Genomic DNA, 25,974 nt, shown 5'->3' with positions numbered 1-25,974 from the left:
CGGGGGGACAAATGCGGTGAAGCGTCCAGCGATCGGACAGCGATCGGACGCAGTGAATATCGCGTGAGCCGCGCGAAGGTTGCGGTGCCCCAGGGTAAAGAATTGATAATGTGTCGCATTATCCGGTCACGCGCACACCATGCGTCCACAAGGGCCGCCCAGTGCCCCGTCAACGGCGCTGAGCTGCGGCGATCTATCCCGTTATCGCATGAGCGTGAGGCGTATATCCGGCCCGGAACTCTTGTCGGACGTGCGCCAGCCGCCCCCTGAATTCCGCGCGCTCCATACGTGCTTGCCGTAAGAGACCCGTTCGATGCGCAACTCGTCCGAGTGAGCCACCGCCCAATAGGCCAGCTCCCAGCCGCGCTGCTCCGGGCCGCCCCGGGCCGAGGTGTCCGCCACCGGGACCAGCACCTCCCGGGGGACCGCGGCGTGCTTGCCGCCGCCCTGCCCGGTCACGTCCAGCCGCGACCGGGCGTCCGACCCGAACTCCCGCTTCAGTGCCGTCCTCACGCGCGCCGGATCGCCCGCCTTCCCGTCGTCCGGCGGCCCCGGGCAGCTGAAGGCGGCCGCCGAACGCCCGGTGAGGGTGGCGGTCAGCACCACGGCCTCCGTCTCGTGCTTCGCGTACGCCTGCGGGAAGCCGCTGTACTGCACGCGCTGCGCGGCCACCGTGAGCGGCAGCCGCGAGTAGCCGGGCACCTTCACCAGGTGGTCGTAGAACTTCCCGGCCGCGTACACCGGATCCTGGATCTGCCGCGCCGTACCCCAGCCCTGCGAGGGGCGTTGCTGGAACAGCCCGAGCGAATCCCGGTCGCCGTGGGTGATGTTGCGCAGCCCCGACTCCTGCAGCGCGGTGGCGAGCGCGATCGTGACGGCCCGCTCCGGCAGGCCGCGGGAGGCGGCCACGGCCTCGATCGTGGCGGCGTTCACGGCCTGTTCGGGGTCGAGCGGCACATCGCCGCCCTCCGCCCGCGCGACGCAGCGCGGCGGCCCGCCGCCACCGGTCAGCAGGTGCGCCGATACGTACGCGACGAGCCCCAGCAGGACGGCGCACGCGACCGCGGCACGGAGCAGGCGAGGACGGCTGGAGAAGACGGACCGGGGCACGCGGCACACGTTACTGGGTGGCCCCGGGCCCGGTGCCGCTCAGGGGCGGAGGGTGGGAAAGCCCACGCCCCGAGTCCGCCGCCGGGCCACCGGGACGGACGGGCTAGGGTCGCCGGTATGGCACACCCAGCACTCGATCTGTCCCAGGACGCGGCCCGGCTCACCGCCCGGCTCGTCGACTTCCCCTCGGTCAGCGGCGACGAGAAGGCGCTCGCCGACGCCGTCGAGCAGGCCCTGCGCGCCCTGCCGCACCTGACCGTCGACCGGGACGGGGACGCCGTCGTCGCCCGTACGAACCTGGGACGTGCCGAACGGGTCGTGCTGGCCGGTCACCTGGACACCGTGCCGATCGCCGACAATGTGCCCTCCCGGCTGGACGAGGACGGCACGCTGTGGGGCTGCGGCACCTCCGACATGAAGTCCGGCGTCGCCGTGCAGTTGCGCATCGCCGCGACGGTGCCCGAGCCCAACCGCGACCTCACCTTCGTCTTCTACGACCACGAGGAGGTCGCCGCCGAGCTGAACGGCCTGAAGCGGCTGGCCGAACACCACCCGGAGTGGCTTGCCGCCGACTTCGCCGTGCTGCTGGAGGGCACCGAGGGCAAGGTCGAGGGCGGCTGCCAGGGCACGCTGCGGGTGCGGGTGACCACGGGAGGGCACCGCTCGCACTCCGCGCGCAGCTGGCTCGGCGAGAACGCCATCCACAAGGCCGCCCCGATCCTGGACCGGCTGGCCGCCTACCAGCCGCGGCGGGTGGACATCGACGGGCTCGTCTACCGCGAGGGGCTGAACGCGGTGGGCATCGAAGGCGGGATCGCGGGCAACGTCATCCCCGACGCCTGCGCCGTGACCGTGAACTTCCGCTTCGCGCCGGACCGTTCGGAGGCCGAGGCGCTCGCCCACGTCCGCGAGGTCTTCGACGGCTTCGAGGTGACCGTCACCGACTCCGCGCCCGGCGCCCTGCCAGGTCTCTCCCACCCGTCGGCCGCCGCCTTCGTGGCGGCGATCGGGGGCGAGGCGGCCCCCAAGTTCGGCTGGACCGACGTCGCCCGCTTCTCCGCGCTCGGCGTGCCCGCCGTCAATTACGGCCCCGGCGATCCCAAGCTGGCCCATACGCGCGAGGAGCACGTGGACACCGCGCTGGTGCTGGAGGCCGAGGAGCGGCTGCGGGTCTGGCTGACCGGCTGAGCCGCAGCGCCGCCGTCCCGAGCGGGCGAGCCGCCCGGCCCGGTCGCCCGTCGAACGCCGTCGTCCGCTTCTTCGCAGATCAGGAACAGATGAGCGTGGCGCGGATTTCGGACTTTCGCCGTCCGGTGGGCCTACGCTGATGCACAGATCTTTGGCAGATCTTGGCGAAGGGAGCACATAGATGGGCAACGCCGAGGAAGAGCGAGCGCTGCACGAGCAGCGTCTGGGCCCGGTCGTGCGCCGTCGCCACCAGATGCGGCCCGGCACGACCGACCAGCGGCTGCTGGACACCCGGGGAGCCACCGACTGGGTGCACGAGGACCCGTTCCGGGTGATGCGCATCCAGTCGGAGTTCGTCGAGGGCTTCGGCACGCTGGCGGAACTCGGCCGGGCGGTGAGCGTGTTCGGCTCCGCCCGTACGCCCGAGGGGTCACCGGAGTACGAGGCGGGGGTGAAGATCGGACGGGCCCTGGCCGAGGCCGGGTTCGGGGTGATCACCGGTGGCGGCCCCGGCGCGATGGAGGCCGCCAACCGCGGCGCGGTCGAGGCGGGCGGCGTCTCCGTCGGCCTCGGTATCGAGCTGCCGTACGAGCAGGGGCTGAATCCGTATGTCGACATCGGCGTGAACTTCCGCTACTTCTTCGTGCGGAAGACGATGTTCGTGAAGTACGCCCAGGGGTTCGTGGTGCTGCCCGGCGGGCTGGGCACCCTCGACGAGTGCTTCGAGGCACTGACCCTCGTGCAGACGAAGAAGGTGACCCAGTTCCCGATCGTCCTCTTCGGCAGCTCCTACTGGGGCGGTCTGGTCGACTGGCTGGAGAACACGCTGATCGCCCAGGGCAAGGCGTCCCAGCAGGACCTGGAGCTGTTCCACCTCACCGACGACATCGACGAGGTGGTCGACCTGGTGACCAAGGAGTCCGGCTGACCCGGCGCGGGAGCCGCACCGGGCCTCAGACCAGTCCCCGGCGGGCGACCGCCGGGGGCCGGTGGCCCGCGATGGACGACACCATGTCCAGCACCTGACGGGTCTCGGCCACCTCGTGCACCCGGTAGACCTGGGCGCCCAGCCAGGCGGAGACCGCGGTCGTCGCGAGCGTCCCGATCACCCGCTCCTTGACCGGGCGGTCCAGTGTCTCGCCCACGAAGTCCTTGTTGGACAGCGAGACCAGCACCGGCCAGCCGGTCTCCCTCAGTTCCCCCAGCCGCCGGGTGGCCTCCAGCGAGTGGCGGGTGTTCTTCCCGAAGTCATGGCCCGGGTCGATCATGATCCCGTCGCGCCGGACGCCCAGCTCCACCGCGCGCTCCGCCAGCCCCAGGGTGACCCGCAGGATGTCCGCCACCACGTCGTCGTAGCCGATCCGGTGCGGCCGGGTGCGCGGTTCGGCCCCGCCCGCGTGCGTACAGACCAGCCCGGCGCCGTACCGGGCGGCGACCTCGGCAAGCTTCGGGTCGACCCCGCCCCAGGCGTCGTTGAGCACGTCCGCGCCCGCCGCGCAGACCGCCTCGCCCACCTCGTGCCGCCAGGTGTCCACGCTGATCACCACGTCCGGATGGCGGCGCCGCACCTCGGCCACGAAGCCGACCGTGCGCCGCGCCTCCTCGGCGGCGCCGACCTCCTCCCCGGGTCCGGCCTTCACCCCGCCGATGTCGATGATCGCCGCGCCGTCCGCGACGGCCTGCTCGACGCGGGTGAGCGCGGGCTCGTCGTGGAAGGTCGCACCCTGGTCGTAGAAGGAGTCCGGAGTCCGGTTGACGATCGCCATGATCACTCGCTCGTTCTCGTCGAACTCGCGTCGGCCCAGCCGCAGCATGCGTACTTCCTCTCAGGTGTCCGGCAGCGACGATAACTGTCGGTGGGGCATGGCACGATCGGGTCAGACAGTTGACGGGGCCGACGTCACGCGTGATGTCACGGCCGAGCCGCCCTAGCCGAGGAGAACGATCACCGTGTTCCTGTTCTTGCTGATCACGCTGGTCGTCGTGGTCGGCGCCGTCACCCTCGCCGTGGTCGGCGGCGGCGACGGCGGCCAGCTCGCCGAGGCGCCGCCCGACCGGCTGGACGACCCGCTGCCCGCCGACCGGCCGCTGGACCGGGAGGACGTCGAGGCGCTGCGGCTGCCGATGACGCTGCGCGGCTACCGGATGGCGGACGTGGACGATGTGCTGGGGCGGCTGGGCGCCGAGCTGGCCGAGCGGGACGCCCGGATCGCCGAGCTGGAGGAGGCCCTGGCCGGCGCGCGGACCCCGGGCTATGACGACGGCGAGGCCGCCGGGGGCCAGGCCGATTTCGAGGGGAGCGGATCGTGAGCGGTCAGGGGGCGGTCGTCGGAGCGGACGGCCTGGCGCGCTGCCCGTGGGGGCTGGAGGCCGAGTCCATGGCGGACTACCGGGTCTACCACGACACGGAGTGGGGCCGTGCGGTCCGCGGCGACGACGCGCTGTACGAGCGGATCTGCCTGGAGGCGTTCCAGTCCGGGCTGTCCTGGCTGACGATCCTGCGCCGCCGGGAGGGGTTCCGGGCCGCCTTCGCCGACTTCCGGATCAAGGCGGTCGCGGAGTTCACCGAGGCCGACGAGCAGCGGCTGCTCGCCGACCCCGGCATCATCCGTAACCGGGCCAAGATCACGGCCACGATCGGCAACGCGCGGGCGGCGGCGGAGCTGGCGGAGGGCGAGCTGGAGGAGCTGATCTGGTCCTACGCCCCCGACCCGGCCACCCGCCCGGTCCCGCGCACCTTCGCCGACGTCCCGGCGATCACCCCGGAGTCCACGGCGCTCAGCCGAGAGCTGAAGAAGCGCGGCTTCCGCTTCGTCGGCCCCACCACGGCCTACGCCCTGATGCAGGCCTGCGGCCTGGTCAACGACCACCTGGCCGACTGCCATGTCCGCGACCTCGTCCGGCCGTCAGGATCCGGGGCGTCGCCTCAGGTCAGCGGCCTGTGAACCGCAGCTGCCGCTTCTCGACGAAGGCGTCCACCGCGATGCGGTGGTCCTCCGAGGAGCCCGCCCGGCGCTGCAGCTCGTCCTCCTTGGTCAGGGAGTCGGTGAGGCCGTGCCCGGCCGCGTAGGAGAGCGATTCCTTGATCGCCGCGTAGGCGGCGGTCGGGCCCTCGGCCAGCCGCCGGGCGATCGCCGCCGCCTCGGCGGGCAGGTCGGCGGCGGGGACGACCCGGTTGGCGATGCCCAGCTCCAGCGCCTCCGCCGCGCTGACGCCGCGCGGGAAGAGCAGCAGGTCGGCGGCCCGGCCATGGCCGATCAGGCGCTGCAGGGTCCACGAGACGCCGGAGTCGGCGGTCAGCGCGACGCCGGCGAACGAGGTGTTGAACGAGGCGGTGTCGGCCACGATCCGGTAATCGGCGGCGAAGGCGAATCCCGCCCCGGCCCCGGCCGCGACCCCGTTCACCGCCGCGACCACCGGCTTCGGCATCCCGGCGATCGCGGTCACGATCGGGTTGTAGTGCAGCGAGACGGTGCTCATCGTCGAGCCCTCGGACCGGTCCCCCCGGGTCTGCGCCTCGCGGTCGGCGGCCAGCAGCCCGATGTGCTCCTTGAGGTCCTGCCCGACGCAGAACGCGCGCCCGGTGCCGGTGAGCAGGACGGCCCGCACCGCCGGATCCTCGGCGGCCTGCAGCAGCGCGTCGCGCAGCGCCACCTTGGTGTCGATGTTGAGCGCGTTCATGGCGTCGGGACGATTCAGGGTGATCGTCGCGAGCCCGTCGGCCTGCTCGTAGAGCACGGTGTCGGTCATGGGCGGCCCTCCCGTGGGCAGATGTTCGGTGGCGGCGGGCGTACGCTATCGCGATCGCCTCCCCGAATTGAGTGGTTTTGGGGGACCGCTCCACGCGGGGGTTGCCGACCGATGTTGGTCATCGGGTCATGGCATGCGGGATAATGACAGAGAAGCAACGTGTTCGATGCCGGTGACGCCTGGGTTGTCGGCTGCGATGAGCTGGTTTCAGGAAGGGGAACGAGCATGGCGGCCATGAAGCCGCGGACGGGCGACGGCCCGCTCGAGGTGACCAAGGAGGGGCGGGGCATCGTCATGCGCGTTCCGCTCGAAGGCGGCGGTCGGCTCGTCGTGGAGCTGACACCCGATGAGGCCGACGCGCTCGGCGACGCGCTGAAGAAGGTTGTCGGCTGAGCCACCGGCCCCACCATCACCCGAGTTCCGCCCCGGCGTCCGGTACGAGGTACCGGACGCCGGGGCGGTGCTGTGCGCGGGCAGTCTTGTGTCGCGGGGGAGGGCCGGTGCGGCGGGGAAGAGCCGGCCGGTCTCAGCCGCCGCGATTGACGGCGCAGAGCAGGCCGTCCCCGACCGGCAGCAGCGAGGACTGCAGCACGGTGGACTCGCGTACGGTGCGCAGCAGCTCCCGAAGCCGCAGCACCTCGGCGGGCTGGGCGGCGGAGTCCACGGTCCGCCCATTGGCGAAGACCCCCTCGAAGCAGACCAGGCCGCCCGGGCGCAGCAGCCGCAGCGCCTCCTCCAGGTAGTCCAGGCACTCCAGCCGGTCGCCGTCGCAGAACACCAGGTCGTAGCCGCCGTCGGCGAGCCGGGGGAGGACGTCCAGGGCGCGGCCGGGGATGAAGCGCGCCCGGTTCCCGGCGAAACCGGCGGCCCGGAAGGCCTGCCGGGCGAACTGCTGCATCTCGGGTTCGGTGTCCACGGTGGTCAGCACGCCGTCGGGGCGCATGCCGTGCAGCAGATGGATGCCGGAGACGCCGGTCCCGGTGCCGATCTCGGCGACGGCCTTGGCATCCGCGGCGGCGGCGAGCAGGCGCAGCGCGGCGCCGGTGCCCGCGGACACCGAGCGCAGCCCTGCCTCCCGGGCCCGGTCACGGGCCCAGTGAAGGGCTTCGTCCTCGGCGACGAACGCGTCGGCGAACGCCCAGCTCGTCTGCCGGTTGCCGGTAATGACCCTCTCCTGTCCCCGTAGTTGGCGCAACGGTGACTGTATCCGCTGCGCACGGGAACCCGCAGATGGGACCGGGCGTTATGGAGGGGAGGGGGGACCGTATGGATCACGACCAAATGCAGGTCAAAAATACTTATCCGCAGCTAACGGGCGAGGTGGATATGGTAGGGGCTCTACTGGACACCACCAGAGCCGACAGGGGAGGTGCGGCTGCGACCGGTGACCGGCGAGTGCTGAGGCGCTTTCGCAGGTCAGCGGGCGAGCCGAGATCCGTGACCGACACCGCTGACCGTTCCCGTTCCGCCGACTCCACCACCGCGACCTTTGCCACCACCGCGTCGTTCGGTGCGGAGGGGGATGCTCCGGCGTGGACGCCTCCCACCTGGGAGGAGATCGTCAGCACGCACAGCGCACGGGTCTACCGCCTCGCCTATCGGCTCACCGGTAACCAGCACGACGCCGAGGACCTCACCCAGGAGGTGTTCGTCCGCGTCTTCCGCTCGCTGTCGACGTACACCCCCGGCACGTTCGAGGGCTGGCTGCACCGCATCACCACCAATCTCTTCCTCGACATGGTCCGCCGTCGTCAGCGCATCCGCTTCGACGCCCTGGCCGAGGACGCGGCCGAGCGGCTCCCCAGCCGTGAGCCCTCCCCCCAGCAGCACTTCAACGACACCCACTTCGACGCCGATGTGCAGCAGGCGCTGGACACCCTCGCCCCGGAGTTCCGCGCGGCCGTCGTGCTCTGCGACATCGAGGGCCTGTCGTACGAGGAGATCGCCGCGACGCTCGGCGTCAAGCTGGGCACCGTGCGCAGCCGGATCCACCGTGGCCGCTCGCATCTGCGCAAGGCGCTGCAGCACCGCGCCCCGGCGGGGGCGCGCGCCGAGCAGCAGCGCGAGGTCGCCGCGGTGGCGCCGCGGGTCTCCGGACCGCGGCTGAGCGGGGAGGTCGGGATCGCGTGACCCGATCAGGCGGTCCGTCCCCCGCCGAGCAGCATCTCGGCGACCGCCTTGCGGCTCTGGTCGACGGCGAACTCGGGCATGACGCGCGTGAGCGCGTGCTCGCACACCTGGCGACGTGCTGTAAGTGCAAGGCGGAGGCCGACGCGCAGCGGCGGCTGAAGAGCGTGTTCGCCGAGACGGCGCCCCCGGCGCCGTCCGAAGGCTTCCTGGCCCGTCTGCAGGGCCTCCCGGCCATCGGCGGTGAGGACGACGGCCCGGGAAGCGGTTCCCCCTTCGCGGACCCGGGCGTCCTCGGCCTGCGCGGCGGCGCGCGGAGCGTACGGGAGGACGCCCCGGACGTGCGGGCATCGGAGCGCAGACGGGAGCAGACGTTCGCGTATCTGCCCGCGGTGGCGCCGGTGGACCCGGTCGCCGCCATCTCGGCGCACCGGGAGCGTGGCTTCCGGATCCATGAGGTCGAGCGCCCCGGGCCGCGCCGCCGCTTCGCCTTCGCGGCCGCGGGCGCCGTGTCCCTGGCCGCCTTCGCGCTCGGCGCCACCCTGCCGCTGGAGGCGGCGGTCGACCCCGGCCCCCGGACGGACGGCTCGGACACCACGGTCACCCCGGTCCGTGCCGACACCGTCGGCACCGGCACCCGTGAGCGGACCGGCGGCGAGGTGGGGCTGCTGGCCACCACCGAGACCCGGCCCGCCGGGCTTCCCTCCCCGAGCGCGACCCCGAGCCACCCGCTGCTGAGCCGGCCCTCCGGCGCCGCGGTGAACCCGCTGATACAGCCGGCCCTGTCGGTCAGGGACCTGCTGCGGACCCCGACCTCCACACCGGCGGCGCCCGCGCCGACCCAGCTGGAGGGCCCGACCCAGCCGGCGTCGAGCACCCCCTACCTCGGGTTCGGCACGCCCCCGCCCTAGGTGTGCCGTCCCGGCGATCCGGGGATTCTGCGCCAAATCGCTCATACGTCCGGTCGTTCCGCTCGTTCCGCGCACGCGGGCCCGGGTGGACTGATTGAATCGCTTCCGGGCAGCCCTGCCCTGTCGGGGGCACCCCCGACGGTGGCCGTGGGCGAGCCGAAGAGTCGCGGTGACGTACGACCCGGGCGGCGCGGTAGGCGTCCGCTTGCGGGAACTTGGGGAGATCATGGACGAGCGGAAGGCCCCCGGGCCCAAGCCGAAGTGGTGGAGCCGTCCGGTCGCACGACCCGGCGACCGGCAGCCGGACGCGGCGGCGGAGACCGGCACGGAGCCGTCGGCCGAGACCGCGGCGGAGGCCGTGGCGGAGCCGGCGGCCGAGCGGCCACCCGCCGCCGGGGACGCCCGCGAGGCGGCGGCCGCGGCCCGCGCGGGCGCCGGGCGGCCGCTGCACGAGCCCGATCCGTACAGCACCCCGCCCTACGGCGGCCCCGGGCCCTGGGCCCCGGCCCCGCCCGTACAACATCCGGGCACGACCCCGGCGCACGGTACGAACCTGCCGCCCGGCGCCGTCCCGCAGCCCGGGGTTCCGCAACCAGGGGTTCCGCAACCAGGGATGGTGACCCCGGCGCACGGCACCCAGCTGCCGCCCGGGGGCCATGGCGCGCCGGTTCCCGCCCAGTGGCAGAGCTACGACCCCTGGACCGTGGCCCGGCCGCCCGCCGAGCGCAAGGTGGTCTCCCGTAGCCGCGCGTTCGTCGCCGTCCTGCTGATCGCGCTGATCGCGGGGTGCCTGGGCGGCGGGATCGGCGCGTACGTCGAGCGGGACCGGGCCTCCGGGGGCGTCGACGTGAAGCTTCCGCAGGCTCCGCTGGAGAAGGGCACCCGGGACCCGGACAGCATCGCGGGCATCGCCTCCAGCGCGCTGCCGGGCGTGGTGACCATCCATGTCAGCGGCAGTTCCGAGGAGGGCACCGGCACCGGCTTCGTCCTCGACAAGCGGGGTCACATCCTCACCAACAACCACGTCGTGGCGCCCGCCGGTTCCGACGGCGACATATCGGTGACCTTCAACGGCGGCCAGACCGCCCGCGCCGAGCTGGTCGGCCGGGACGCCGGGTACGACCTGGCGGTCATCCGGGTCGAGGGCGTCTCCGGGCTCAGCCCGCTGGCGCTGGGCAACTCCGACTCCGTCCGGGTCGGCGACCCGGTGGTGGCGATCGGCGCCCCGTTCGACCTGGCGGGCACGGTCACCTCCGGCATCATCAGCGCCAAGGAGCGTCCGATCACCGCGGGCGGCGAGAAGGAGGACGGCAGCGACATCTCCTATGTCGACGCGCTGCAGACCGACGCCCCGATCAACCCGGGCAACTCCGGCGGCCCGCTGGTCGACGGCAAGGCGCGGGTCATCGGGATCAACAGCGCCATCCGGGCCGCCGACGACGGCGCCGAGCTGGGCGGTCAGGGCGGATCCATCGGCCTGGGCTTCGCGATCCCGATCAACCAGGGCAAGCGGGTCGCCGAGGAGCTGATCAACACCGGCAAGGCCACCCACCCGGTGATCGGCGTCACGCTCAACATGGAGTACACGGGCGACGGCGCCCGGGTGAACGGCAAGGGTGCCGACGGCCCGCCGGTCACCCCGGACGGCCCGGGCGACAAGGCGGGTATCAAGGCCGGTGATGTGATCACCGAGGTGGACGGCGTCCGGGTGCACAGCGGCCAGGAGCTGATCGTCAAGGTCCGCAGTCACCGTCCCGGCGACCGGCTCCGGCTGACCGTCAAGCGGGACGGCGACGAGCGCACCGTGGGGCTGACGCTGGGCTCGGCGAGCAGCGAGGGCTAGTGCCGCGTCAGCCAAGGTTTGCCCGGTAGCGAGGCGTCCTGGTGCGGTCAGATGCAAGGCGCCGGATCGGCCTCGTAGTGGGCCTACTCGGTCGATTCGGCAACGCCGCAGATGGCCGTGCCAGGGCGGCGAGCGGGGTGAACCTTGGCTGACGCGGCACTAGGCCCTGTCCGGCGGATCTTCGCGGGCCCGCGAGGCCTGGCGCGGCACCTCGCCGCGTTGTCGGGATCGCCCGGGTACGACCTGGTACGAGGGCGACCTTCCGCCTCGCGATGCGCCACCCCAGACGCCGCGGGCTGATCCACGAAGATCCGCCGGACAGGACCTGGCCAATCCTGAGGGGAGGGCAGGCCCGCCCCGACGCCCGATGTTGGCCCGGGCGTCTCCCGCGCCGGGCCCGCCGACAGGTACGGTGTCGAGTGGCCCACTCAAGGGTTTCGGACGTCTTCTAGGAGCTGCAGGGTGTTGGACATAGGACCTCTCGAGCTTGTCGCGCTCGTTGTCCTTGCGGTGCTCATCTTCGGCCCGGAAAAGCTTCCGAAGGTCATCCGGGACGTGTCGCAGTTCATCCGCAAGGTCCGGGAGTTCTCCGACAGCGCCAAGGAGGACATCCGCTCCGAGCTGGGGCCCGAGTTCAAGGACTTCGAGTTCGAGGACCTGAACCCCAAGACGTTCGTGCGCAAGCACGTCCTCGACAACGACGAGCTGGGCCTCAAGGAGATCAGGTCCGGCTTCGACCTCCGCAAGGAGATGGCCGAGGTCGCCGACTCCGTGAACGGCCGGGAGAGTGACGTCGCACACGGCTCTTCAGGGGGCTCCGGCACCACCCCGCCGTCCCTGTCCAAGGGCGACTCCGGCACCCCTGACCTGCTGCGCAAGCGCGATGACCAGCCCCGTGAGGACCGCCCGCCTTTCGACTCCGACGCCACTTGATCCCCCCTTATGCCCGGGCTGGTTGACCCGTATGGCTATCCTCCCTTTGTCCGGGGTGAGGTCGCCCGAAGGGGGGCGGGCCGCCCACGACGAAGGGCAACGAGGAGGCTCCGCGCACATGGGCACGACGAGTCGGCTAGGGGTGCATGGGGTGGACGGTTCGGTACAGGGGATGCCCGCTGAGGCTCGGCGGAGCGTCGACGGCTATCTGATGGCCGCCTTCCCCTGGTACGGCCTTGACGAGGCGTTCACCGGGCCGCGCTGGCTCATGCAGGTGGGTGCGGCCGCCGACGGCCGGGTGGAGTACGGCTCGACCGGGCACGGCGAGGAGCCGTCGCTGCGTGTCGAGACCGATATGGACCAGCAGCGCTTCACGGTGGTGGTGACGGTCGGCGGCCGCCCCGTACGGGACAGCGCGGACGGCACGGGCAAGCTGGAGGCCACCTCGGTCTCCTCGGCCGCCTGGCTGGCGGGCTCGGGCCTGCTGTCATGCACCTGGCCGACCCGCATGGAGCGGGGGCTGCGCCAGGACTGGCTGGACCAGCAGACCGCGATCGCCTGGGATCTGGCGGACGTCCTCGACGGCGAGGAGTGGTCCCAGCTGTCGCTGCCGGTGGACGGCGTGCCGACCGACTTCCACTACCGCGAGTCCGAGTACGGCTGGGTGCTGGCCGGGTCGGCGGGCGAGAGCGTGCACATCGGGGCGTACGGGCGCGGGATGAGCGCCTACGGCCTGGGCTTCTCGGTGATCAAGGACATCGCCGGCTACGACGCGTAGACATGGCACAGGGGCGGCCCCGCGGGGCCGCCCCTGCCGCATCCGCCTCAGAACTTGTTGCGCGGTGTGACGCCCAGCGACATGCCCGCCAGGCCCCGCTGCCGTCCGCCGATCTTGCCGGCGATCGACCGCAGCGCGCTGCCCGCGGGGGAGTCGGGGTCGGACAGCACGACCGGCTTGCCCTCGTCGCCGCCCTCGCGCAGCCGTACGTCGATCGGGATGGAGCCCAGCACCGGCACCGTCGTCCCGGTGGTCCGGGACAGCCCCTCGGCGACCCTCTGCCCGCCGCCGGTGCCGAAGACGTCGACCATCTCGTCGCAGTGCGGGCAGGGCAGCCCGGACATGTTCTCCACCACGCCGACGATCTTCTGATGGGTCTGGACGGCGATCGAGCCCGCCCGCTCGGCCACCTCGGCGGCGGCCTGCTGCGGCGTGGTCACCACCAGGATCTCGGCGCCCGGCACCAGCTGGGCGACGGAGATCGCGATGTCGCCGGTGCCCGGCGGGAGGTCCAGCAGCAGGACGTCGAGGTCGCCCCAGTAGACGTCGGCCAGGAACTGCTGGAGGGCGCGGTGCAGCATGGGCCCGCGCCACACCACCGGGGCGTTGCCCGGGGTGAACATCCCGATCGAGATCACCTTCACGCCGTTCGCCGACGGCGGCATGATCATGTCCTCGACCTGGGTCGGCCGCCCGTCGGCGCCCAGCATGCGCGGCACCGAGTGGCCGTAGATGTCGGCGTCCACGACGCCGACCTTGAGCCCGTCGTCGGCCATCGCGGCGGCCAGGTTGACCGTCACCGACGACTTGCCGACGCCGCCTTTGCCGGAGGCCACCGCGTACACCCGGGTCAGCGAGCCGGGCTGGGCGAAGGGCACCTCGCGCTCGGCCTGACCGCCGCGCAGCGAGGCGGCCAGCTCGCGCCGCTGCTCGTCGCTCATGACGTCCAGCTCGACGGTGACCCCGGTCACCCCGGCGACCTGGTCGACCGCCTCCCGTACCCGGCTGGTGATCGTCTCCCGCATCGGACAGCCGGAGACCGTGAGGTACACCACCACCGCGACCGTGCCGTCCGACGCGATCTCGACGGATTTGACCATGCCGAGGTCGGTGATCGGCTTGTGGATCTCCGGGTCGTTGACCGTGGCGAGCGCGGCGCGCACCGCGTCTTCGCTCGGTGCCGGGACAGTGTCGGTAGCCATACGAAAGATGGTACGGCGCCGCGGGGGCGCGCCGGAAAGCCCGTCAGCGGTCGTGTTCCTCATGCGAGGGTGCGGGCCGCCGCTCGTCCAGCTCCCGCACCAGGTCCTCGAACTCGGAGCGGATCCAGTCCCGCGTCGCGACCTCGCCGAGTCCGGTGCGCAGCGACGCGATCTCCCGGGTCAGGAACTCGGTGTCGGCGATGGCCCGCTCGTCCCGCGCCCGGTCCTGCTCGAGCGTGACGCGGTCCCGGTCGGCCTGCCGGTACTGCGAGAGCAGGATCAGCGGCGCCGAGTACGACGCCTGGAGCGACAGCATCAGCGTCAGGAAGATGAACGGGAACGGGTCGAACCGCAGCGGGCGCGGCGCGAGGGTGTTCCAGGCCAGCCAGGCGACGACGAAGACCGTCATCCAGGCGATGAAGCGGCCGGTGCCCAGGAAGCGGGCGATCAGCTCCGACGCCCTGCCGAACGCCTCCGGGTCCCAGCGCGGCAGCGGGCTGCGGCGGCGCTCCCTGGGCCGGTCCAGACGGCCGCCGTCACCGTCCATCGCCCACCTCCGGGATCGGCACCCCGCCGTGCAGCTCGCGCTCCCGCCAGTCGGTGGGCAGCAGATGGTCCAGCACGTCGTCCACGGTCACCGCGCCCAGCAGCGACCCGCCCTCGTCCACGACCGGCGCCGCCAGCAGGTTGTACGTCGCCAGATGGCCCGCGACCACCGTCAGCGGGGTCTCCGGGCGCAGCGGCCGCAGATCGGTGTCCACGGCCGAGCCGACGAGGGTGAACGGCGGGTCGCGCAGCAGCCGTTGGAAGTGGATGGTGCCCAGATAGCGCCCGGTGGGCGTCTCGTCGGGCGGCCGGCACACATACACCTGGGCGGCGAGCGCCGGGGTGAGGTCCTGGTTGCGGACCCGCGCGAGGGCGTCCGCGACCGTGGCGTCCGGCCGCAGCACGATCGGCTCGGTCGTCATCAGCCCGCCCGCCGAGCCCTCCTCGTACGACATCAGCCGCCGCATGTCGGCGGCCTCCCTGGGCCGCATCAGGGCCAGCAGCCGCTCCTTGTCGCGTTCGGGCAGCTCGGAGAGCAGATCGGCCGCGTCGTCGGGGTCCATCGCCTCCAGGACGTCGGCCGCGCGCTCCTCCTCGAGCTTGCCGAGGATCTCCACCTGGTCGTCGTCGGGCAGCTCCTCCAGGACGTCCGCGAGGCGTTCGTCGTCCAGCGCCGCCGCGACCTCGCCGCGCCGCTTGGCGGAGAGGTGGTGCAGGACGTTCGCGAGGTCGGCGGGGCGCAACCGCTCGAAGGTGGCCAGCAGGTTCTCCGCGCCCTGCCCGTGCTCCTCCAGCGAGAATCCGGTGACGGCCGACCAGTCCACGGTCAGCGTCTCGCCCCGGCGGCGCAGCGCGCCGCTTCTGCCGCGGCGTACGAAGACCTTGTCGATCTCCCATTCGCGGCGCGCGGGCAGCTGTGCCATCGCCACGTCCAGGACCGTGACGTCCTCGCCGGTCTCCACCAGCCGCACCGTGCGGTCCAGCAGTTCGCCGAGGACCAGCGTCTCGGTGGGGCGCTGCTCGAAGCGCCGCATGTTCACCACGCCGGTGGTGATGACCTGGCCCGACTCCACGCCCGTCACCCGCGTCATCGGCAGGAAGATGCGGCGGCGGGTGACCACTTCGACGACCAGCCCGAGCACCCGCGGCGGCCGCCCGGCCAGCCGCAGCATCGCCACCAGATCGCGGACCCGCCCCACGTGGTCGCCGTTCGGGTCGAAGACGGCGACGCCGGCCAGATGCGAGACATAGATCCGCGAGGCGCCTGCCGGCATGTCATGCGCCTCCTTCCCGCCACGCACCGGTGCGTATTCACCGGGTTCAGGCTAGCCTGCCCCGTTCTGCCCCGCCGCCGGACGAGCGGCCTCCGCCGTCCCGCGCACACCCCCGCGCGGCACCGGTACGCTGCCGTACTGCACCGGACCGGCATCAGGAGGCAGAGCGGACGTGCGCATCCGGAACACGGCTCTCGTCGCGGTGATGTGCGCGGGATTGGCCGCGACGCTCACCGCGTGCGGCGGCGAAGGGGAGACGGACCCCGACGCGGGAACCAACGGCGTGGGCAAGCTCCCCGCCACCAAGATCCAGAGCAGGGCCCGGACGGCGGCCGGGAGCGCGGACGCGGTCCATCTGTCCGGCAGCCTCGTCTCCAAGGGCCGCACCTACAAGGTGGACATGAAGCTGAAGGGCGACGGCGGCACCGGCGTCGTCTCCACCAAGGGCACCCGCTTCGAACTGCTGCGGGTGGGCGAGGAGCTGTACCTCAAGGCGGACGCGGGCTTCTGGGGACACCAGGGCGCCGACGGCGGCGGACACAGCGGCGACGCGGCCGCGGCGGACAAGCTCGACGACAAGTACGTGAAGGTGCCGTCCGGGGACCCCTCCTACGAAAGGCTCAGCGGCTTCACGGAGAAGAGCGTCATGCTGGACGGGCTGCTCGGCCTGCACGGCACCATCACCGCGGGCGACCGCGGCGAGGTCGGCGGCATCCGTACGATCCGCATCCGCGGCGGCCAGGGCGATGGCGGCTCCCTCGACGTCTCCCTGGAGGGCCGCCCGTACCCGCTGCGGCTCCAGCGGGCCGGGGGCGCGGGGGTGATCCGGCTGGCGGACTGGAACAAGGACTTCCCGCTGACCGCGCCGGAGAGGGACGCCGTGGTCGACTACGGCCAGCAGATCCCCACGGGGACGTAGCCCCAGGCCGACCCGGTCGGCGCACCCCAGCCACGGGCGGCATACCCCAGCAACTCCGGCGTTTGAGGAGCGGGGGTGTGGGGGCGGAGCCCCCACCCGGGGCCGGGGGCGGAGATGCCCCACCCCCAGCCCCTCCGGCGTTTGAGGAGCGGGGTGCAGGGGCGGAGCCCCGGCGGGGCGCGGGGCGGAGCCCCGCATCGGGGGCCGGGGGCTTGCCCCCGGTTTCGGGAAGGGGCGGGACGGGGAGAACTCAGCCCGCCCCGCGCGCCCGCTTGCCCCGGGCGATCAGCTTCGGCAGCCCCGCCGGCATCGCCCGCCGCGTCACGGCAGCGGTCGGCAGGGGCGCCGCCGCGAGCGAACCCGTCTCCGCCGCCACGAGCGGCCCGTCGGTCACCGGCTCCAGCCGCAGCACCCGGCACTCCCGGGCCCACCGCTCCGCGATCGTGTCCGCGTCCGCCGCGTTCAGCCGCTTGGCCTTCAGCTCGCCGACGGCCGCCGTCCACGCCTCACCGTCCGGGGTGAGTTCGACCACCCGCGCGGGCCAGCCGACCAGCCGCCCGCCCTTGTCCTTGCTGCGCACGGTCACCGTCGCGGCGCCGCCGTCCACGAGCCCGAGCCCCTTCAGCGGCTGCTCGTCGGGGCCGTCCCCGACGAGGCAGACGGCACCCTCGTGCCAGATGTGCCACAGCGCGCGGGCGGCGCCCTCGGAGCCCTGCACCCAGACCAGGGCGGACTTCTTCGCCGCCTCCTCGACCAGGGCGCGGTCGATCGGGTCCATGGCGTCCGTCGGTGGCGGCGTCGGCGTCTGCGTCATGCGAACAGCGTAGGACAGCGGGTCCGGTGCCCTCCGCGCATCCCGTCCAGCGAAACGACTCCGCCCAGAGCCGCCCAGAGCCGCCCGGAGCTGCCCGGAGCCGGCTAGAGCCAGCCGTTCCGCTTGAAGCCGCGGTGGATCGTGACACAGATCGCCACGGTGACGGCCATCACCGTCGGGTAGCCGAACCTCCAGTGCAGCTCGGGCATGTAGGTGAAGTTCATGCCGTAGACCCCGGCGATCATCGTCGGGACCGCGCAGATCGCCGCCCAGGAGGTGATCTTGCGCATGTCCTCGTTCTGGGCGACCGTCGCCTGCGCCAGGTTCGCCTGCAGGATCGAGTTCAGCAGGTCGTCGAAGCCCAGCACCTGCTCGTTGACCCGGGCCAGGTGGTCCGCGACATCCCGGAAGTACTTCTGGATGTCCGGGTCCACCAGCCGCATCGGGCGCTCGCTCAGCAGCTGCATCGGCCGCAGCAGCGGCGAGACGGCCCGCTTGAACTCCAGCACCTCGCGCTTGAGCTGGTAGATACGGCCCGCGTCGCCGCCGCGCCGGGAGGTCGCCTGTGAGAAGACCTCGATCTCGACCTCGTCGATGTCGTCCTGCACGGCGTCGGCGACCGCGAGATACCCGTCCACGACCTGGTCGGCGATGGCGTGCAGCACCGCCGAGGGGCCCTTGGCCAGCAGCTCCGGGTCCTCCTGGAGGCGGTGGCGCAGGGCGCGCAGCGAGCCCTGGCCGCCGTGCCGCACGGTCACGATGAAGTTGTGGCCCGTGAAGCACATCACCTCCCCGGTCTCCACGACCTCGCTGGTCGAGGTGAGTTGGGCGTGCTCCACGTAGTGGATGGTCTTGAAGACGGTGAAGAGGCTGTCGTCGTACCGCTCCAGCTTCGGCCGCTGGTGCGCCTGCACCGCGTCCTCGACGGCCAGCGGGTGCAACCCGAACTCCTGTGCGATGCCGGCGAACTCACGCTCGGTCGGCTCGTGCAGCCCGATCCAGGCGAACCCGCCCTCCGCGCGCACCCGCTCCTTGGCCTGCGCCGGGCTGACGTGGTCGCTGACCCGCTTCCCGTCGCGGTAGACGGCGCAGTCGACGATCGCGCTGTTGACGGACGGGTCGCGGGTGGTGTCGTAGTTGCTGGTGTTGTGCGTCCGGCGCAGGGCGGGGCGGACGGCTGCGCGCAGGTCACGGATCATCGACATGACGGGCTCCTTCACGGGCCGGCCGTCAGCGGTGGGCGCGCGGCGCAGCGCTGCGCCCGGAAGGTGGACGTACGGCACGTCCCTGAGGCGTACCTACGTCCGCAAAGCGGGCGGCGCTCCGTGCGATGACGCTGACGGAAGTTCGCGGAGAACAGAACAGATGCGATACGAAGGCGCTCTGCCGTCACATGCCCTTGATGGGAGAAGACTTCACGTGTTTCACCGCGAGGCGGTGGGGTACGGAAGGTTTCAGATCATGAAGCCGCATACCAAGGGGAAACGACGGGAGAACTGTCGGTACTGCACGGTCGACTAGGATCCACCGCAGCCCCACCTCCTCCGGCCGGTCCCCCTTGGGGGACTACGTATTTCCCTGGGCAGGCAGCAAGGCTATCAGCCGGTAGAACCGCCCGGCCGCCGCTTTGCCCGTTCGATACGCGATCTATGCTCACCGCATGTCAGACGTTCTGCAGCTGGTCGAGGCCCGGTTGATCGCCGCGCTGGGCGAGCCGGACGCCCGCGCCGCCGTCACGTTCGTCGGTACGGACCGCATCGAGGTGCTGCGTTTCCGCGCGGACGGGAACGTCGTCCGGTACGCCACCCTCGGCATGTCGGACCATCCGATGACCGACCCCACCGCCCCCGTCGCCGACCCCCTCCGCGGCCCGCGCGCCGAACTGGTCCTCACCGTGCGCAGCGGCGGGCCGGGGCCCGGCCCCGCCGTCCTGGACGAGGTGCTGCGCCCGCTCGCCGTGCTGGCCGCCTCGCCGCAGGTCGAGGGCGTGGTGGTGGCCCCGGGCGCGTCCTTGGACCTGGGCGGTCCGCTGTGGCCCGGGGCGCCCTTCAGCTCCGTACTCGTCGGCGAACCGGGGGGTCTGGTCGAGGACTTGGAGCTGATCGCGCCGATGGAGCCGGTGCGCTTCCTGCCGCTGCTGCCGATGACCGGGAACGAGGCGGCGTGGAAGCGGGTCCACGGCGCCGGCGCGCTCCAGGACCGCTGGCTGCGGCACGGCACGGACCTGCGCGATCCGGCCAGATCCGGTGTGCCGCTCGTCTGAGGCTCGTCCCCGGCTCGTGGCCGGTCCGCCCCCTCCACACGGGTGATCGTCCTTGACGTGGGGACGGGCGGGGAGGACCGTGGGGCCCTATGAGGGGCGAACCCAGTTGCCCGAAGTGCGGTGGCCGGGTGCGTGCGCCCGGTCTCTTCGCCGACTCCTGGCAGTGCGGTGTGCACGGCACGGTGCACCCCGTCCAGCCGGTCGTCCCACCGAGCGTGGAAGCACTCGTGGTGGTCACCAACCGCGCCCGGGTGCCCGTATGGATGCCGTGGCCGCTGCCCGTCGGCTGGCTGTTCACCGGTGTCGCGTGCGCCGGTGACGACCGCAGCGGCGGCCGCGCGACGGTCGTGGCCTGCTCGGGCCCGGGCCCGCTGGGCGGTCCGGGGGAGCTGCTGCTGGTGGCGGAGGAGCTGGGCGTGGGGCTCGGCGCGCGGTACGCGGGCATCCCCGGCCCCGACCCCGGGCCCGGGATGCGGGTGGACAAGCCGCCGCACGTCAAGGTGCTGGCCGCCGGGCGGCCCACCCCGCTGTGGCATGTCGAGGGCACCCCGGACGACCGCGCGGTGTTCGCGGGCGAGGCGTGCGGGCTGTGGCTGTGGGCGGTGGTCTGGCCCGAGCAGACCGGGCTGCTGATGTACGACGAGATGGTGCTCACCGATCTGCGGGACGCGGGCGCCGAGGTGGATCTGGTGCCGTGCGGCGCGTTGTCGCCGCGGCTGCTGTCCTGACGCGGGGCGCGCGGTCCTGACGCCGGGTGGCCGTACGGATCGCACGGGTCACCCCTGACGCGGGCATGCCCTGGACTGCGGCTACCCTGAAGCAGGCCGCCCGTTCACCCTGTTACCGCTGGGAGCCCGCGTTCGTGCGCATCGACCTGCACACCCACTCCACCGCGTCGGACGGTACGGACACCCCCGCCGAACTCGTGCGCAATGCCGCCGCGGCCGGTCTGGACGTCGTCGCGCTCACCGATCACGACACGGTCGGCGGCTACGAGGAGGCGGCCGGGGCGCTGCCGGACGGGCTGGCGCTGGTCACCGGCGCCGAGCTGTCCTGCCGTCTGGGCGGGGTGAGCCTGCACATGCTGGCGTATCTCTTCGATCCGGCCGAGCCCGAGCTGGCGCGCGAGCGCGAGCTGGTGCGCGACGACCGGGTGCCCCGGGCCAAGGCGATGGTGGGCAAGCTGCGTGAGCTGGGCGTGCCCGTCACCTGGGAGCGGGTGGCGGAGATCGCCGGGGACGGGGCCGTGGGGCGGCCGCACATCGCGACCGCGATGGTCGAGGCGGGCGTGGTCGAGAGCGTCACGGACGCGTTCGACTCGGAGTGGCTGTCGAACGGCGGCCGGGCGTACGTGGAGAAGCACGAGCTGGACCCCTTCGAGGCGGTCCGGCTGATCAAGGGCGCGGGCGGGGTCGCCGTCTTCGCGCATCCGCTGGCCGTCAAGCGGGGCGAGTGCGTACCGGAGAGCGCGATCGGGGAGCTGGCCGCGGCCGGTCTCGACGGCATCGAGGTCGACCACATGGACCACGACGAGGCCACCAGGGCCCGGCTGCGCGCGATCGCCGCCGAGCACGGGCTGCTGACCACGGGCTCCAGCGACTACCACGGCAGCCGTAAGACCTGTCGGCTCGGCGAGTACACCACCGACCCCGAGGTCTACGCGGAGATCGTGCGCCGGGCGGCGCTGGCCCCACGCGAAGCGCCCCCGTACGGCGGCGTACGGGGGCGGCTGCGGTGACGCGTCACTCTTCTCGTCGGTGACTCGCCGGCGTCTGCGTCTTTGTCTGCTGCTTCTGCGTCGGTGGTACTACCGGGCGGCGGTTTCGGCTGGACGGATGTAGATGCGCTGGCCGATCGCGGCGGCCTGCTGCACGATCCCATTGACGGAGGCGGCGTCCACGACGGTGCTGTCCACGGCGTTCCCGTCGACATCGTCAAGGCGCATGATCTCGAAGCGCTGCAAGGCTTCTCCCTTCGTCTGATCCTCCTGCTGGAGAACTTGTGTATACGGAACACGGGGCTTCACTGCCCCGTGTTTCCACAACTTGTTCAACCAAGCATGCCCTGAAAAGATTCCCTACGCTAATGAAATTTTTCGCCAAACTAAGTATTCCCTGGTCGGGCGCCGATGAGACGGAGTCCGGTTGTGCCCCTCCCGCGGGGGCCCGGAGAATGAACCGCGTATGAGTGACGTGATGCCTGCGGGCCAACCAGACCTCGCCTCGATCGTCGACGGCATCGAGCGCACCAATGAGCTGCTGCAGCGCGTGCTCGCCGAGGTCGCGACCACGCCGTCCACTCATGCGATCTTCGTGGACGCCGGATACGTCTACGCCGCCGCCGGGCGGCTCGTCGCCGGGACGGAGGACCGCCGGGCCTTCGAGCTCGACGCGGAAGGGATCATCGAGGCGTTCATCGACAAGGCCCGGACGATCTTCCCGGACAGCCGGTTGCTGCGGGTCTACTGGTTCGACGGGGCCCGGCGCCGCATCCACACCCCCGAGCAGCAGAGCATCGCCGAGCTGCCCGACGTCAAGGTCCGGCTGGGCAACCTCAACGCCAACAACCAGCAGAAGGGCGTCGACTCACTCATCCGCTCCGACCTCGAATCCCTCGCCCGGCACCGGGCGATCGGCGACGCCGTGCTGATCGGCGGCGACGAGGACCTGGTCTCCGCCGTCGAGGCCGCGCAGGGCTACGGAGCGCGCGTCCACCTGTGGGGCATCGAGGCCCTCGACGGGCGGAACCAGGCCGAGCCGCTGCTGTGGGAGGTCGACAGCCAGCGCACCTTCGACCTCGACTTCTGCAAGCCGTACGTCACCCGGCGGGCGACCGGCTACGAGCCGAACGGCGACAGCCCGCTGTGCGGGCCCGCGCCCTCCCGCGACGAGGTGCGCTTCATCGGCGCGCAGATCGCCGCCCAGTGGCTCTCCGCGCGCGGCCGCGAAAGTCTCGCCGAGCTGCTGCCCGGCCACCCCTATCTGCCCGGCTCGGTCGACCAGGAGCTGCTGATCGACGCGGAGGGGATGCTGCGGCTGTCCCTGCGTGCCCACGCCGATCTGCGGCGGGCGCTGCGGGACGGCTTCTGGGAGCACCTGCAGGCGCAGTACTAGCCGGCCTCCTGCCAGAAGGAGATCAGCGCGTCGGCCGTGGGGTGCGGCCGCTCCGCGTTGGGGGAGTGTTCCGCGCCCTCGATCACGGTCCGGCGGGCGGACAGCCGCTCCGCCATCGCGTCCATCAGCCGCACCGGCCAGGCGTAGTCCACCTCTCCCGACAGCACATGCTTCGGGAGCGCCGTCGCGGCCAGCTCCCCGACCCGGTCCGGCTCACCGTTCAGCTGCCGCCCGGTGGCCATCAGCTGCTCCGGAACGGTGCCCATCCAGCGCGCGTGCAGAAAGTCCCGTACGCCGGGCGGCGTCACCTCATCGGCCGCCTCGGGCGGATCGAGTTCGCGCATCGCCTGCCAGACGGACTCCATGTCCATCACGCTCAGCGCGTCGATCAGCAGCTTGGTGCGCTGCTGCTGCGGGGGCGCGATGGCGGCGGGACCGGAACTCATGATCGTGAGCGAGGCGAAGGCGGCGGGGTCGCGCAGCACGGCGGCCCGTGCGATCAGCCCGCCCAGCGAGTGCCCCAGCACATGCACCGGCCCCGCGCCGTCCGCCAGCGCCGCCGCCTGGGCGAGCAGATCCCGCGCCAGCTCCTCCTGCGCGTAGGCGGCCTCGTCGCGCGGCCCGGGACTCTCGTACTGCCCCCGCCCGTCGACCGCGACCGCCCGGAAACCGGCGGCGGCCAGCGGCTCCAGGAGCGCGATGAAGTCCTCCTTGCTCCCGGTGAACCCCGGCACCAGCAGCACGGTCCCGCGCGCGGAGCGCCCCGGTGGTGCGTCATGCACGGCGAACTCGCCGCGCGCGGTCGACAGCCGGAGGGCGCGGGCGCCCGAGGGGAGGGTGAGGAACGGCGGCCTGCTCATGGAGACGAGGCTATACAGGACGCGGAGAACGGGGCGTGAACGGGGCGTTGTGCCCGGTGCCCCACATGCCCGGGGCCTGATCCGCGGTGTGCGGATCAGGCCCCGTCGGGTGCTGTGGCCGTCAGGCCTCGGGTGTGGCTTCCGCCGCCGCGCGGGTGCGGGTGCGGCGGCGTACGGGCTTCGCCTCGGCCTCGTCGGGCTGAGCGGTCGGCTCCGTGGCCTTGGCCGCCGTACGGGTGCGACGGCGCGGCTTGGCGGGGGCCTCGGCCTCCGCTTCCGCCGTCTCGGCCGTGGCGGCCTTGGCCCGGCTACGGCGACGCGGCGCGGCCGTGGCGGTCTCCGCCGCCTCGGCTCCGGCCTCGGCCGTCTCGGCCGCCTTCGCCCGGGTGCGGCGGCGGGGCTTGGCCGGGGCTTCCTCGGCTGTCTCCGTCGTGCCCTCGGCGGTGGCGACGGCCGTTTCGGCGGCGTCGGCCTTGGCGCGGGTGCGGCGGCGCCGGGGCTTGGCGGGGGTCTCCTCCGGCGCGGCATCCGCCGGAGCCTCCGCCGCCGGGGTCTCCACCGCAGGGGCCTCCACCGCAGGGGCCTCCGCCGTGTCGACGGCGGTGACGGCCGCCGCGTCCGCGTCGGCCGCCGCACCGGACCGGGTGCGGCGACGGCGGCGCGGGCGGCGCGGCTCCGTCGCGGACTCGGCGCCCTCGGCCTCGGGGGCGGCCGGGGCCGAGCCGTCCACCGACTGGCCGCCGCGGGTGCGGCGGCGGACCCGCGGGGTGCGGGTGGGGCGCGCGGGGCGCTCCTCCGTGGCGGGGGAGCGGCGGCCGCGGCCGCCGGTCTCGCCGAGGTCCTCGACCTCCTCGGCCGCCAGCCCGGCCCGGGTGCGCTCGGCGCGCGGCAGGACACCGGTGGTGCCCTCCGGGATGCTCAGCAGCTCGTACAGGTGCGCGGAGGTCGAGTACGTCTCCTCCGGGTCGTTGAACGGCAGGTCCAGCGCCTTGTTGATCAGCTGCCAGCGCGGGATGTCGTCCCAGTCGACGAGCGTGATGGCCGTACCCGAGGCGCCCGCGCGGCCGGTGCGGCCGATGCGGTGCAGATAGGTCTTCTCGTCCTCGGGGGACTGGTAATTGATCACATGGGTGACGCCCTCGACATCGATGCCGCGCGCGGCGACATCGGTGCAGACCAGGACGTCGACCTTGCCGTTGCGGAAGGCGCGCAGCGCCTGCTCGCGGGCGCCCTGGCCGAGGTCGCCGTGGACCGCGCCGGAGGCGAACCCGCGGCGGGCGAGCTGGTCGGCGATGTCGGCGGCGGTCCGCTTCGTGCGGCAGAAGACCATCGCGAGGCCGCGGCCCTCCGCCTGCAGCACGCGCGACACGACCTCCGGCTTGTCCATGGAGTGGGCGCGGAAGACGTGCTGGGTCGTGTTGGCGACCGTCTGGCCCTCGTCGTCCGGCGCGGTGGCGCGGATGTGCGTGGGCTGCGACATGTAGCGGCGGGCGAGACCGATGACGGCGCCCGGCATGGTCGCCGAGAACAGCATGGTCTGGCGCTTGGCCGGGAGCATGTTGATGATCTTCTCGACGTCGGGCAGGAAGCCCAGGTCGAGCATCTCGTCGGCCTCGTCGAGGACGAGCGCCTTGACGGACGAGAGCCGCAGCTTCTTCTGGCCCGCGAGGTCGAGCAGCCGGCCGGGGGTGCCGACGATCACGTCGACGCCCTTCTTCAGGGCCTCGACCTGCGGTTCGTACGCGCGGCCGCCGTAGATCGACAGCACCCGGACGGCGCGGGCCTTACCGGCGGTCAGCAGGTCGTTGGTGACCTGCTGGCACAGCTCGCGGGTGGGGACGACCACGAGCGCCTGCGGGGCGTCGGTCAGCTGCTCGGGCTTGGCCCGGCCCGCCTCGACGTCCGCGGGGACGACGACACGCTCCAGCAGCGGAAGGCCGAAGCCCAGCGTCTTGCCGGTGCCGGTCTTGGCCTGGCCGATGACGTCGGAGCCGGAGAGGGCGACCGGGAGCGTCATCTCCTGGATGGGGAACGGGGACGTGATGCCGACGGCCTCAAGGGCCTCGGCTGTCTCGGGAAGGATCCCGAGTTCTCGGAAAGTGGTCAGGATGCTTGCCTCTTCTGTGAGACGCGGCGGGAGGCGGCGAAGGGGGTCGCACTGCGCCCGGTTACACCGGCCTTGGCCGGTTCGGCGCGGGACCACTGCCCTCGCTCGAGCGCTCACGCCGCGAGCGGTTCCCTCCTGCCGTGCACATGTGAAGATGCGCGCCGCGCGGAGAGCGGTCGGGTATTGGAGCCGATCGGGCCACCGACCGGGCATCCGCATTCGTGGAACGACCCGCC

General features: G+C 72.6%; 27 protein-coding genes. 15 read left to right on the top strand and 12 right to left on the bottom strand.

The genetic code is table 11. The annotated features are described in order from the left end of the window. Window positions 1-201: 201 nt before the first annotated feature. Window positions 202-1,119 (bottom strand): hypothetical protein, encoded by a 918-nt coding sequence (locus tag ASC60_RS07600; RefSeq protein ID WP_107097005.1) that lies wholly within the window; start codon window positions 1,117-1,119, stop codon window positions 202-204. A 108-nt stretch (window positions 1,120-1,227) separates the two neighbouring features. On the opposite strand from ASC60_RS07600, the gene dapE reads away from it, so the two are divergent. Then, a complete protein-coding gene (gene dapE, locus ASC60_RS07595) occupies window positions 1,228-2,298 on the top strand; it encodes a succinyl-diaminopimelate desuccinylase (protein WP_055548076.1) in 1,071 nt (356 codons plus the stop codon). A 181-nt stretch (window positions 2,299-2,479) separates the two neighbouring features. Then, a complete protein-coding gene (locus ASC60_RS07590) occupies window positions 2,480-3,226 on the top strand; it encodes a TIGR00730 family Rossman fold protein (RefSeq protein ID WP_055548074.1) in 747 nt (248 codons plus the stop codon). A 25-nt stretch (window positions 3,227-3,251) separates the two neighbouring features. Here the strand turns inward: ASC60_RS07590 and folP are convergent, their stop codons facing one another. After that, window positions 3,252-4,112 carry a dihydropteroate synthase gene (gene folP, locus ASC60_RS07585; RefSeq protein ID WP_055548072.1) on the bottom strand — a complete coding sequence of 287 codons (861 nt, stop codon included), beginning with the start codon at window positions 4,110-4,112 and terminating at the stop codon, window positions 3,252-3,254. A gap of 136 nt (window positions 4,113-4,248) precedes the next feature. Between folP and ASC60_RS07580 the strand changes: the two genes are divergently transcribed. Together ASC60_RS07580 and ASC60_RS07575 are read left to right on the top strand one after the other, a co-directional pair. After that, the gene (locus tag ASC60_RS07580; RefSeq protein ID WP_055548071.1) at window positions 4,249-4,608 is read left to right on the top strand and encodes a DivIVA domain-containing protein; all 360 of its coding nucleotides are present in this window, start codon (window positions 4,249-4,251) and stop codon (window positions 4,606-4,608) included. Then, window positions 4,605-5,243 (top strand): DNA-3-methyladenine glycosylase I, encoded by a 639-nt coding sequence (locus tag ASC60_RS07575; RefSeq protein ID WP_063787084.1) that lies wholly within the window; start codon window positions 4,605-4,607, stop codon window positions 5,241-5,243. The genes ASC60_RS07580 and ASC60_RS07575 overlap by 4 nt, the downstream gene beginning before the upstream one ends. On the opposite strand, the gene ASC60_RS07570 is transcribed toward ASC60_RS07575, so the two are convergent. After that, the gene (locus ASC60_RS07570) at window positions 5,230-6,048 is read right to left on the bottom strand and encodes an enoyl-CoA hydratase/isomerase family protein (protein WP_055548067.1); all 819 of its coding nucleotides are present in this window, start codon (window positions 6,046-6,048) and stop codon (window positions 5,230-5,232) included. The two genes, ASC60_RS07575 and ASC60_RS07570, sit on opposite strands and share 14 nt — an antisense overlap. 225 nt (window positions 6,049-6,273) lie before the next feature. On the opposite strand from ASC60_RS07570, the gene ASC60_RS38885 reads away from it, so the two are divergent. Beyond that, window positions 6,274-6,441: a DUF3117 domain-containing protein gene (locus ASC60_RS38885; protein WP_003966491.1), complete on the top strand. Its 168-nt coding sequence runs from the start codon at window positions 6,274-6,276 to the stop codon at window positions 6,439-6,441. A 133-nt stretch (window positions 6,442-6,574) separates the two neighbouring features. Here ASC60_RS38885 and ASC60_RS07565 read toward each other — a convergent pair whose 3' ends face one another. Beyond that, window positions 6,575-7,243 carry an O-methyltransferase gene (locus tag ASC60_RS07565; protein ID WP_055548063.1) on the bottom strand — a complete coding sequence of 223 codons (669 nt, stop codon included), beginning with the start codon at window positions 7,241-7,243 and terminating at the stop codon, window positions 6,575-6,577. Window positions 7,244-7,374: 131 nt separating this feature from the next. Here ASC60_RS07565 and sigE point away from each other — a divergent pair, with 131 nt between their 5' ends. The 5 genes from sigE (at window position 7,375) to ASC60_RS07540 (ending at window position 12,640) form a co-directional block, all read left to right on the top strand. Next, window positions 7,375-8,178 carry an RNA polymerase sigma factor SigE gene (sigE, locus tag ASC60_RS07560; RefSeq protein ID WP_079038243.1) on the top strand — a complete coding sequence of 268 codons (804 nt, stop codon included), beginning with the start codon at window positions 7,375-7,377 and terminating at the stop codon, window positions 8,176-8,178. Continuing rightward, complete coding sequence (locus ASC60_RS07555; RefSeq protein ID WP_055548058.1) at window positions 8,175-9,086, top strand: anti-sigma factor; 912 nt, start codon at window positions 8,175-8,177, stop codon at window positions 9,084-9,086. Before sigE ends, ASC60_RS07555 begins: the two co-directional genes overlap by 4 nt. A gap of 226 nt (window positions 9,087-9,312) precedes the next feature. Beyond that, window positions 9,313-10,929 carry a S1C family serine protease gene (locus ASC60_RS07550; RefSeq protein WP_055548057.1) on the top strand — a complete coding sequence of 539 codons (1,617 nt, stop codon included), beginning with the start codon at window positions 9,313-9,315 and terminating at the stop codon, window positions 10,927-10,929. A 462-nt stretch (window positions 10,930-11,391) separates the two neighbouring features. Beyond that, entirely contained in the window at window positions 11,392-11,862 is a 471-nt protein-coding gene (locus ASC60_RS07545) for a sec-independent translocase (protein ID WP_055548056.1), read from the top strand. A gap of 118 nt (window positions 11,863-11,980) precedes the next feature. Then, window positions 11,981-12,640, top strand: coding sequence for a hypothetical protein (locus ASC60_RS07540; protein ID WP_055548054.1), 660 nt, complete (start codon window positions 11,981-11,983; stop codon window positions 12,638-12,640). Between the two features lie 47 nt (window positions 12,641-12,687). Here the strand turns inward: ASC60_RS07540 and ASC60_RS07535 are convergent, their stop codons facing one another. Genes ASC60_RS07535 through ASC60_RS07525 form a run of 3 tightly spaced genes read right to left on the bottom strand, consistent with a single transcriptional unit; the run spans window position 12,688 to window position 15,662 of the window. Continuing rightward, window positions 12,688-13,842 carry an Mrp/NBP35 family ATP-binding protein gene (locus ASC60_RS07535; RefSeq protein ID WP_055548053.1) on the bottom strand — a complete coding sequence of 385 codons (1,155 nt, stop codon included), beginning with the start codon at window positions 13,840-13,842 and terminating at the stop codon, window positions 12,688-12,690. A 43-nt stretch (window positions 13,843-13,885) separates the two neighbouring features. Further along, on the bottom strand, window positions 13,886-14,389 hold the full coding sequence (locus ASC60_RS07530; protein ID WP_055548052.1) for a DUF1003 domain-containing protein: 504 nt from the start codon (window positions 14,387-14,389) through the stop codon (window positions 13,886-13,888). Further along, a complete protein-coding gene (locus ASC60_RS07525; protein ID WP_055548051.1) occupies window positions 14,379-15,662 on the bottom strand; it encodes a magnesium transporter MgtE N-terminal domain-containing protein in 1,284 nt (427 codons plus the stop codon). Before ASC60_RS07525 ends, ASC60_RS07530 begins: the two co-directional genes overlap by 11 nt. Before the next feature lie 205 nt (window positions 15,663-15,867). Between ASC60_RS07525 and ASC60_RS07520 the strand changes: the two genes are divergently transcribed. Further along, window positions 15,868-16,581, top strand: coding sequence for a hypothetical protein (locus ASC60_RS07520; RefSeq protein ID WP_055548759.1), 714 nt, complete (start codon window positions 15,868-15,870; stop codon window positions 16,579-16,581). 250 nt (window positions 16,582-16,831) lie between these two features. Here the strand turns inward: ASC60_RS07520 and ASC60_RS07515 are convergent, their stop codons facing one another. Together ASC60_RS07515 and ASC60_RS07510 are read right to left on the bottom strand one after the other, a co-directional pair. Next, the gene (locus ASC60_RS07515; protein ID WP_234356837.1) at window positions 16,832-17,395 is read right to left on the bottom strand and encodes a hypothetical protein; all 564 of its coding nucleotides are present in this window, start codon (window positions 17,393-17,395) and stop codon (window positions 16,832-16,834) included. 104 nt (window positions 17,396-17,499) lie between these two features. After that, window positions 17,500-18,600 (bottom strand): magnesium and cobalt transport protein CorA, encoded by a 1,101-nt coding sequence (locus tag ASC60_RS07510; RefSeq protein WP_055548049.1) that lies wholly within the window; start codon window positions 18,598-18,600, stop codon window positions 17,500-17,502. A gap of 455 nt (window positions 18,601-19,055) precedes the next feature. On the opposite strand from ASC60_RS07510, the gene ASC60_RS07505 reads away from it, so the two are divergent. The 3 genes from ASC60_RS07505 (at window position 19,056) to ASC60_RS07495 (ending at window position 21,396) form a co-directional block, all read left to right on the top strand. Then, window positions 19,056-19,658, top strand: coding sequence for a suppressor of fused domain protein (locus ASC60_RS07505; protein ID WP_055548048.1), 603 nt, complete (start codon window positions 19,056-19,058; stop codon window positions 19,656-19,658). An 89-nt stretch (window positions 19,659-19,747) separates the two neighbouring features. Further along, window positions 19,748-20,386: a DUF6758 family protein gene (locus tag ASC60_RS07500; RefSeq protein ID WP_055548047.1), complete on the top strand. Its 639-nt coding sequence runs from the start codon at window positions 19,748-19,750 to the stop codon at window positions 20,384-20,386. 134 nt (window positions 20,387-20,520) lie between these two features. Next, on the top strand, window positions 20,521-21,396 hold the full coding sequence (locus ASC60_RS07495; RefSeq protein WP_055548045.1) for a PHP domain-containing protein: 876 nt from the start codon (window positions 20,521-20,523) through the stop codon (window positions 21,394-21,396). Between the two features lie 69 nt (window positions 21,397-21,465). Here ASC60_RS07495 and ASC60_RS41520 read toward each other — a convergent pair whose 3' ends face one another. Then, entirely contained in the window at window positions 21,466-21,621 is a 156-nt protein-coding gene (locus tag ASC60_RS41520; RefSeq protein WP_159043219.1) for a hypothetical protein, read from the bottom strand. 220 nt (window positions 21,622-21,841) lie between these two features. On the opposite strand from ASC60_RS41520, the gene ASC60_RS07490 reads away from it, so the two are divergent. Next, window positions 21,842-22,771: an NYN domain-containing protein gene (locus tag ASC60_RS07490; RefSeq protein ID WP_055548044.1), complete on the top strand. Its 930-nt coding sequence runs from the start codon at window positions 21,842-21,844 to the stop codon at window positions 22,769-22,771. Here the strand turns inward: ASC60_RS07490 and ASC60_RS07485 are convergent. Both ASC60_RS07485 and ASC60_RS07480 read right to left on the bottom strand, forming a co-directional pair. Beyond that, a complete protein-coding gene (locus tag ASC60_RS07485; protein WP_055548043.1) occupies window positions 22,768-23,631 on the bottom strand; it encodes an alpha/beta fold hydrolase in 864 nt (287 codons plus the stop codon). The genes ASC60_RS07490 and ASC60_RS07485 overlap by 4 nt on opposite strands. Before the next feature lie 121 nt (window positions 23,632-23,752). Continuing rightward, a complete protein-coding gene (locus tag ASC60_RS07480) occupies window positions 23,753-25,648 on the bottom strand; it encodes a DEAD/DEAH box helicase (protein WP_234356836.1) in 1,896 nt (631 codons plus the stop codon). Window positions 25,649-25,974 lie beyond the last annotated feature (326 nt).

It is taken from the genome of Streptomyces sp. NBRC 110028 (genome assembly GCF_001417735.1).
Classification (GTDB): Bacteria; Actinomycetota; Actinomycetes; order Streptomycetales; family Streptomycetaceae; genus Streptomyces.
Note: the sequence above shows the minus strand (reverse complement) of the source record. Positions and strands in the feature narration are given on the sequence as shown.

Excerpts from the sequence above, each read along its gene's own strand:
- dapE (WP_055548076.1), top strand. The coding sequence starts at position 1,228 with ATGGCACACCCAGCACTCGATCTGTCCCAGGACGCGGCCCGGCTCACC.
- ASC60_RS07590 (WP_055548074.1), top strand. The coding sequence starts at position 2,480 with ATGGGCAACGCCGAGGAAGAGCGAGCGCTGCACGAGCAGCGTCTGGGC.
- folP (WP_055548072.1), bottom strand. The coding sequence starts at position 4,112 with ATGCTGCGGCTGGGCCGACGCGAGTTCGACGAGAACGAGCGAGTGATC.
- ASC60_RS07570 (WP_055548067.1), bottom strand. The coding sequence starts at position 6,048 with ATGACCGACACCGTGCTCTACGAGCAGGCCGACGGGCTCGCGACGATC.
- ASC60_RS38885 (WP_003966491.1), top strand. The coding sequence starts at position 6,274 with ATGGCGGCCATGAAGCCGCGGACGGGCGACGGCCCGCTCGAGGTGACC.
- sigE (WP_079038243.1), top strand. The coding sequence starts at position 7,375 with ATGGTAGGGGCTCTACTGGACACCACCAGAGCCGACAGGGGAGGTGCG.
- ASC60_RS07550 (WP_055548057.1), top strand. The coding sequence starts at position 9,313 with ATGGACGAGCGGAAGGCCCCCGGGCCCAAGCCGAAGTGGTGGAGCCGT.
- ASC60_RS07540 (WP_055548054.1), top strand. The coding sequence starts at position 11,981 with ATGGGCACGACGAGTCGGCTAGGGGTGCATGGGGTGGACGGTTCGGTA.
- ASC60_RS07535 (WP_055548053.1), bottom strand. The coding sequence starts at position 13,842 with ATGGCTACCGACACTGTCCCGGCACCGAGCGAAGACGCGGTGCGCGCC.
- ASC60_RS07530 (WP_055548052.1), bottom strand. The coding sequence starts at position 14,389 with ATGGACGGTGACGGCGGCCGTCTGGACCGGCCCAGGGAGCGCCGCCGC.
- ASC60_RS07525 (WP_055548051.1), bottom strand. The coding sequence starts at position 15,662 with ATGCCGGCAGGCGCCTCGCGGATCTATGTCTCGCATCTGGCCGGCGTC.
- ASC60_RS07520 (WP_055548759.1), top strand. The coding sequence starts at position 15,868 with ATGTGCGCGGGATTGGCCGCGACGCTCACCGCGTGCGGCGGCGAAGGG.
- ASC60_RS07515 (WP_234356837.1), bottom strand. The coding sequence starts at position 17,395 with ATGACGCAGACGCCGACGCCGCCACCGACGGACGCCATGGACCCGATC.
- ASC60_RS07510 (WP_055548049.1), bottom strand. The coding sequence starts at position 18,600 with ATGTCGATGATCCGTGACCTGCGCGCAGCCGTCCGCCCCGCCCTGCGC.
- ASC60_RS07505 (WP_055548048.1), top strand. The coding sequence starts at position 19,056 with ATGTCAGACGTTCTGCAGCTGGTCGAGGCCCGGTTGATCGCCGCGCTG.
- ASC60_RS07500 (WP_055548047.1), top strand. The coding sequence starts at position 19,748 with ATGAGGGGCGAACCCAGTTGCCCGAAGTGCGGTGGCCGGGTGCGTGCG.
- ASC60_RS07490 (WP_055548044.1), top strand. The coding sequence starts at position 21,842 with ATGAGTGACGTGATGCCTGCGGGCCAACCAGACCTCGCCTCGATCGTC.
- ASC60_RS07485 (WP_055548043.1), bottom strand. The coding sequence starts at position 23,631 with ATGAGCAGGCCGCCGTTCCTCACCCTCCCCTCGGGCGCCCGCGCCCTC.
- ASC60_RS07480 (WP_234356836.1), bottom strand. The coding sequence starts at position 25,648 with ATGACGCTCCCGGTCGCCCTCTCCGGCTCCGACGTCATCGGCCAGGCC.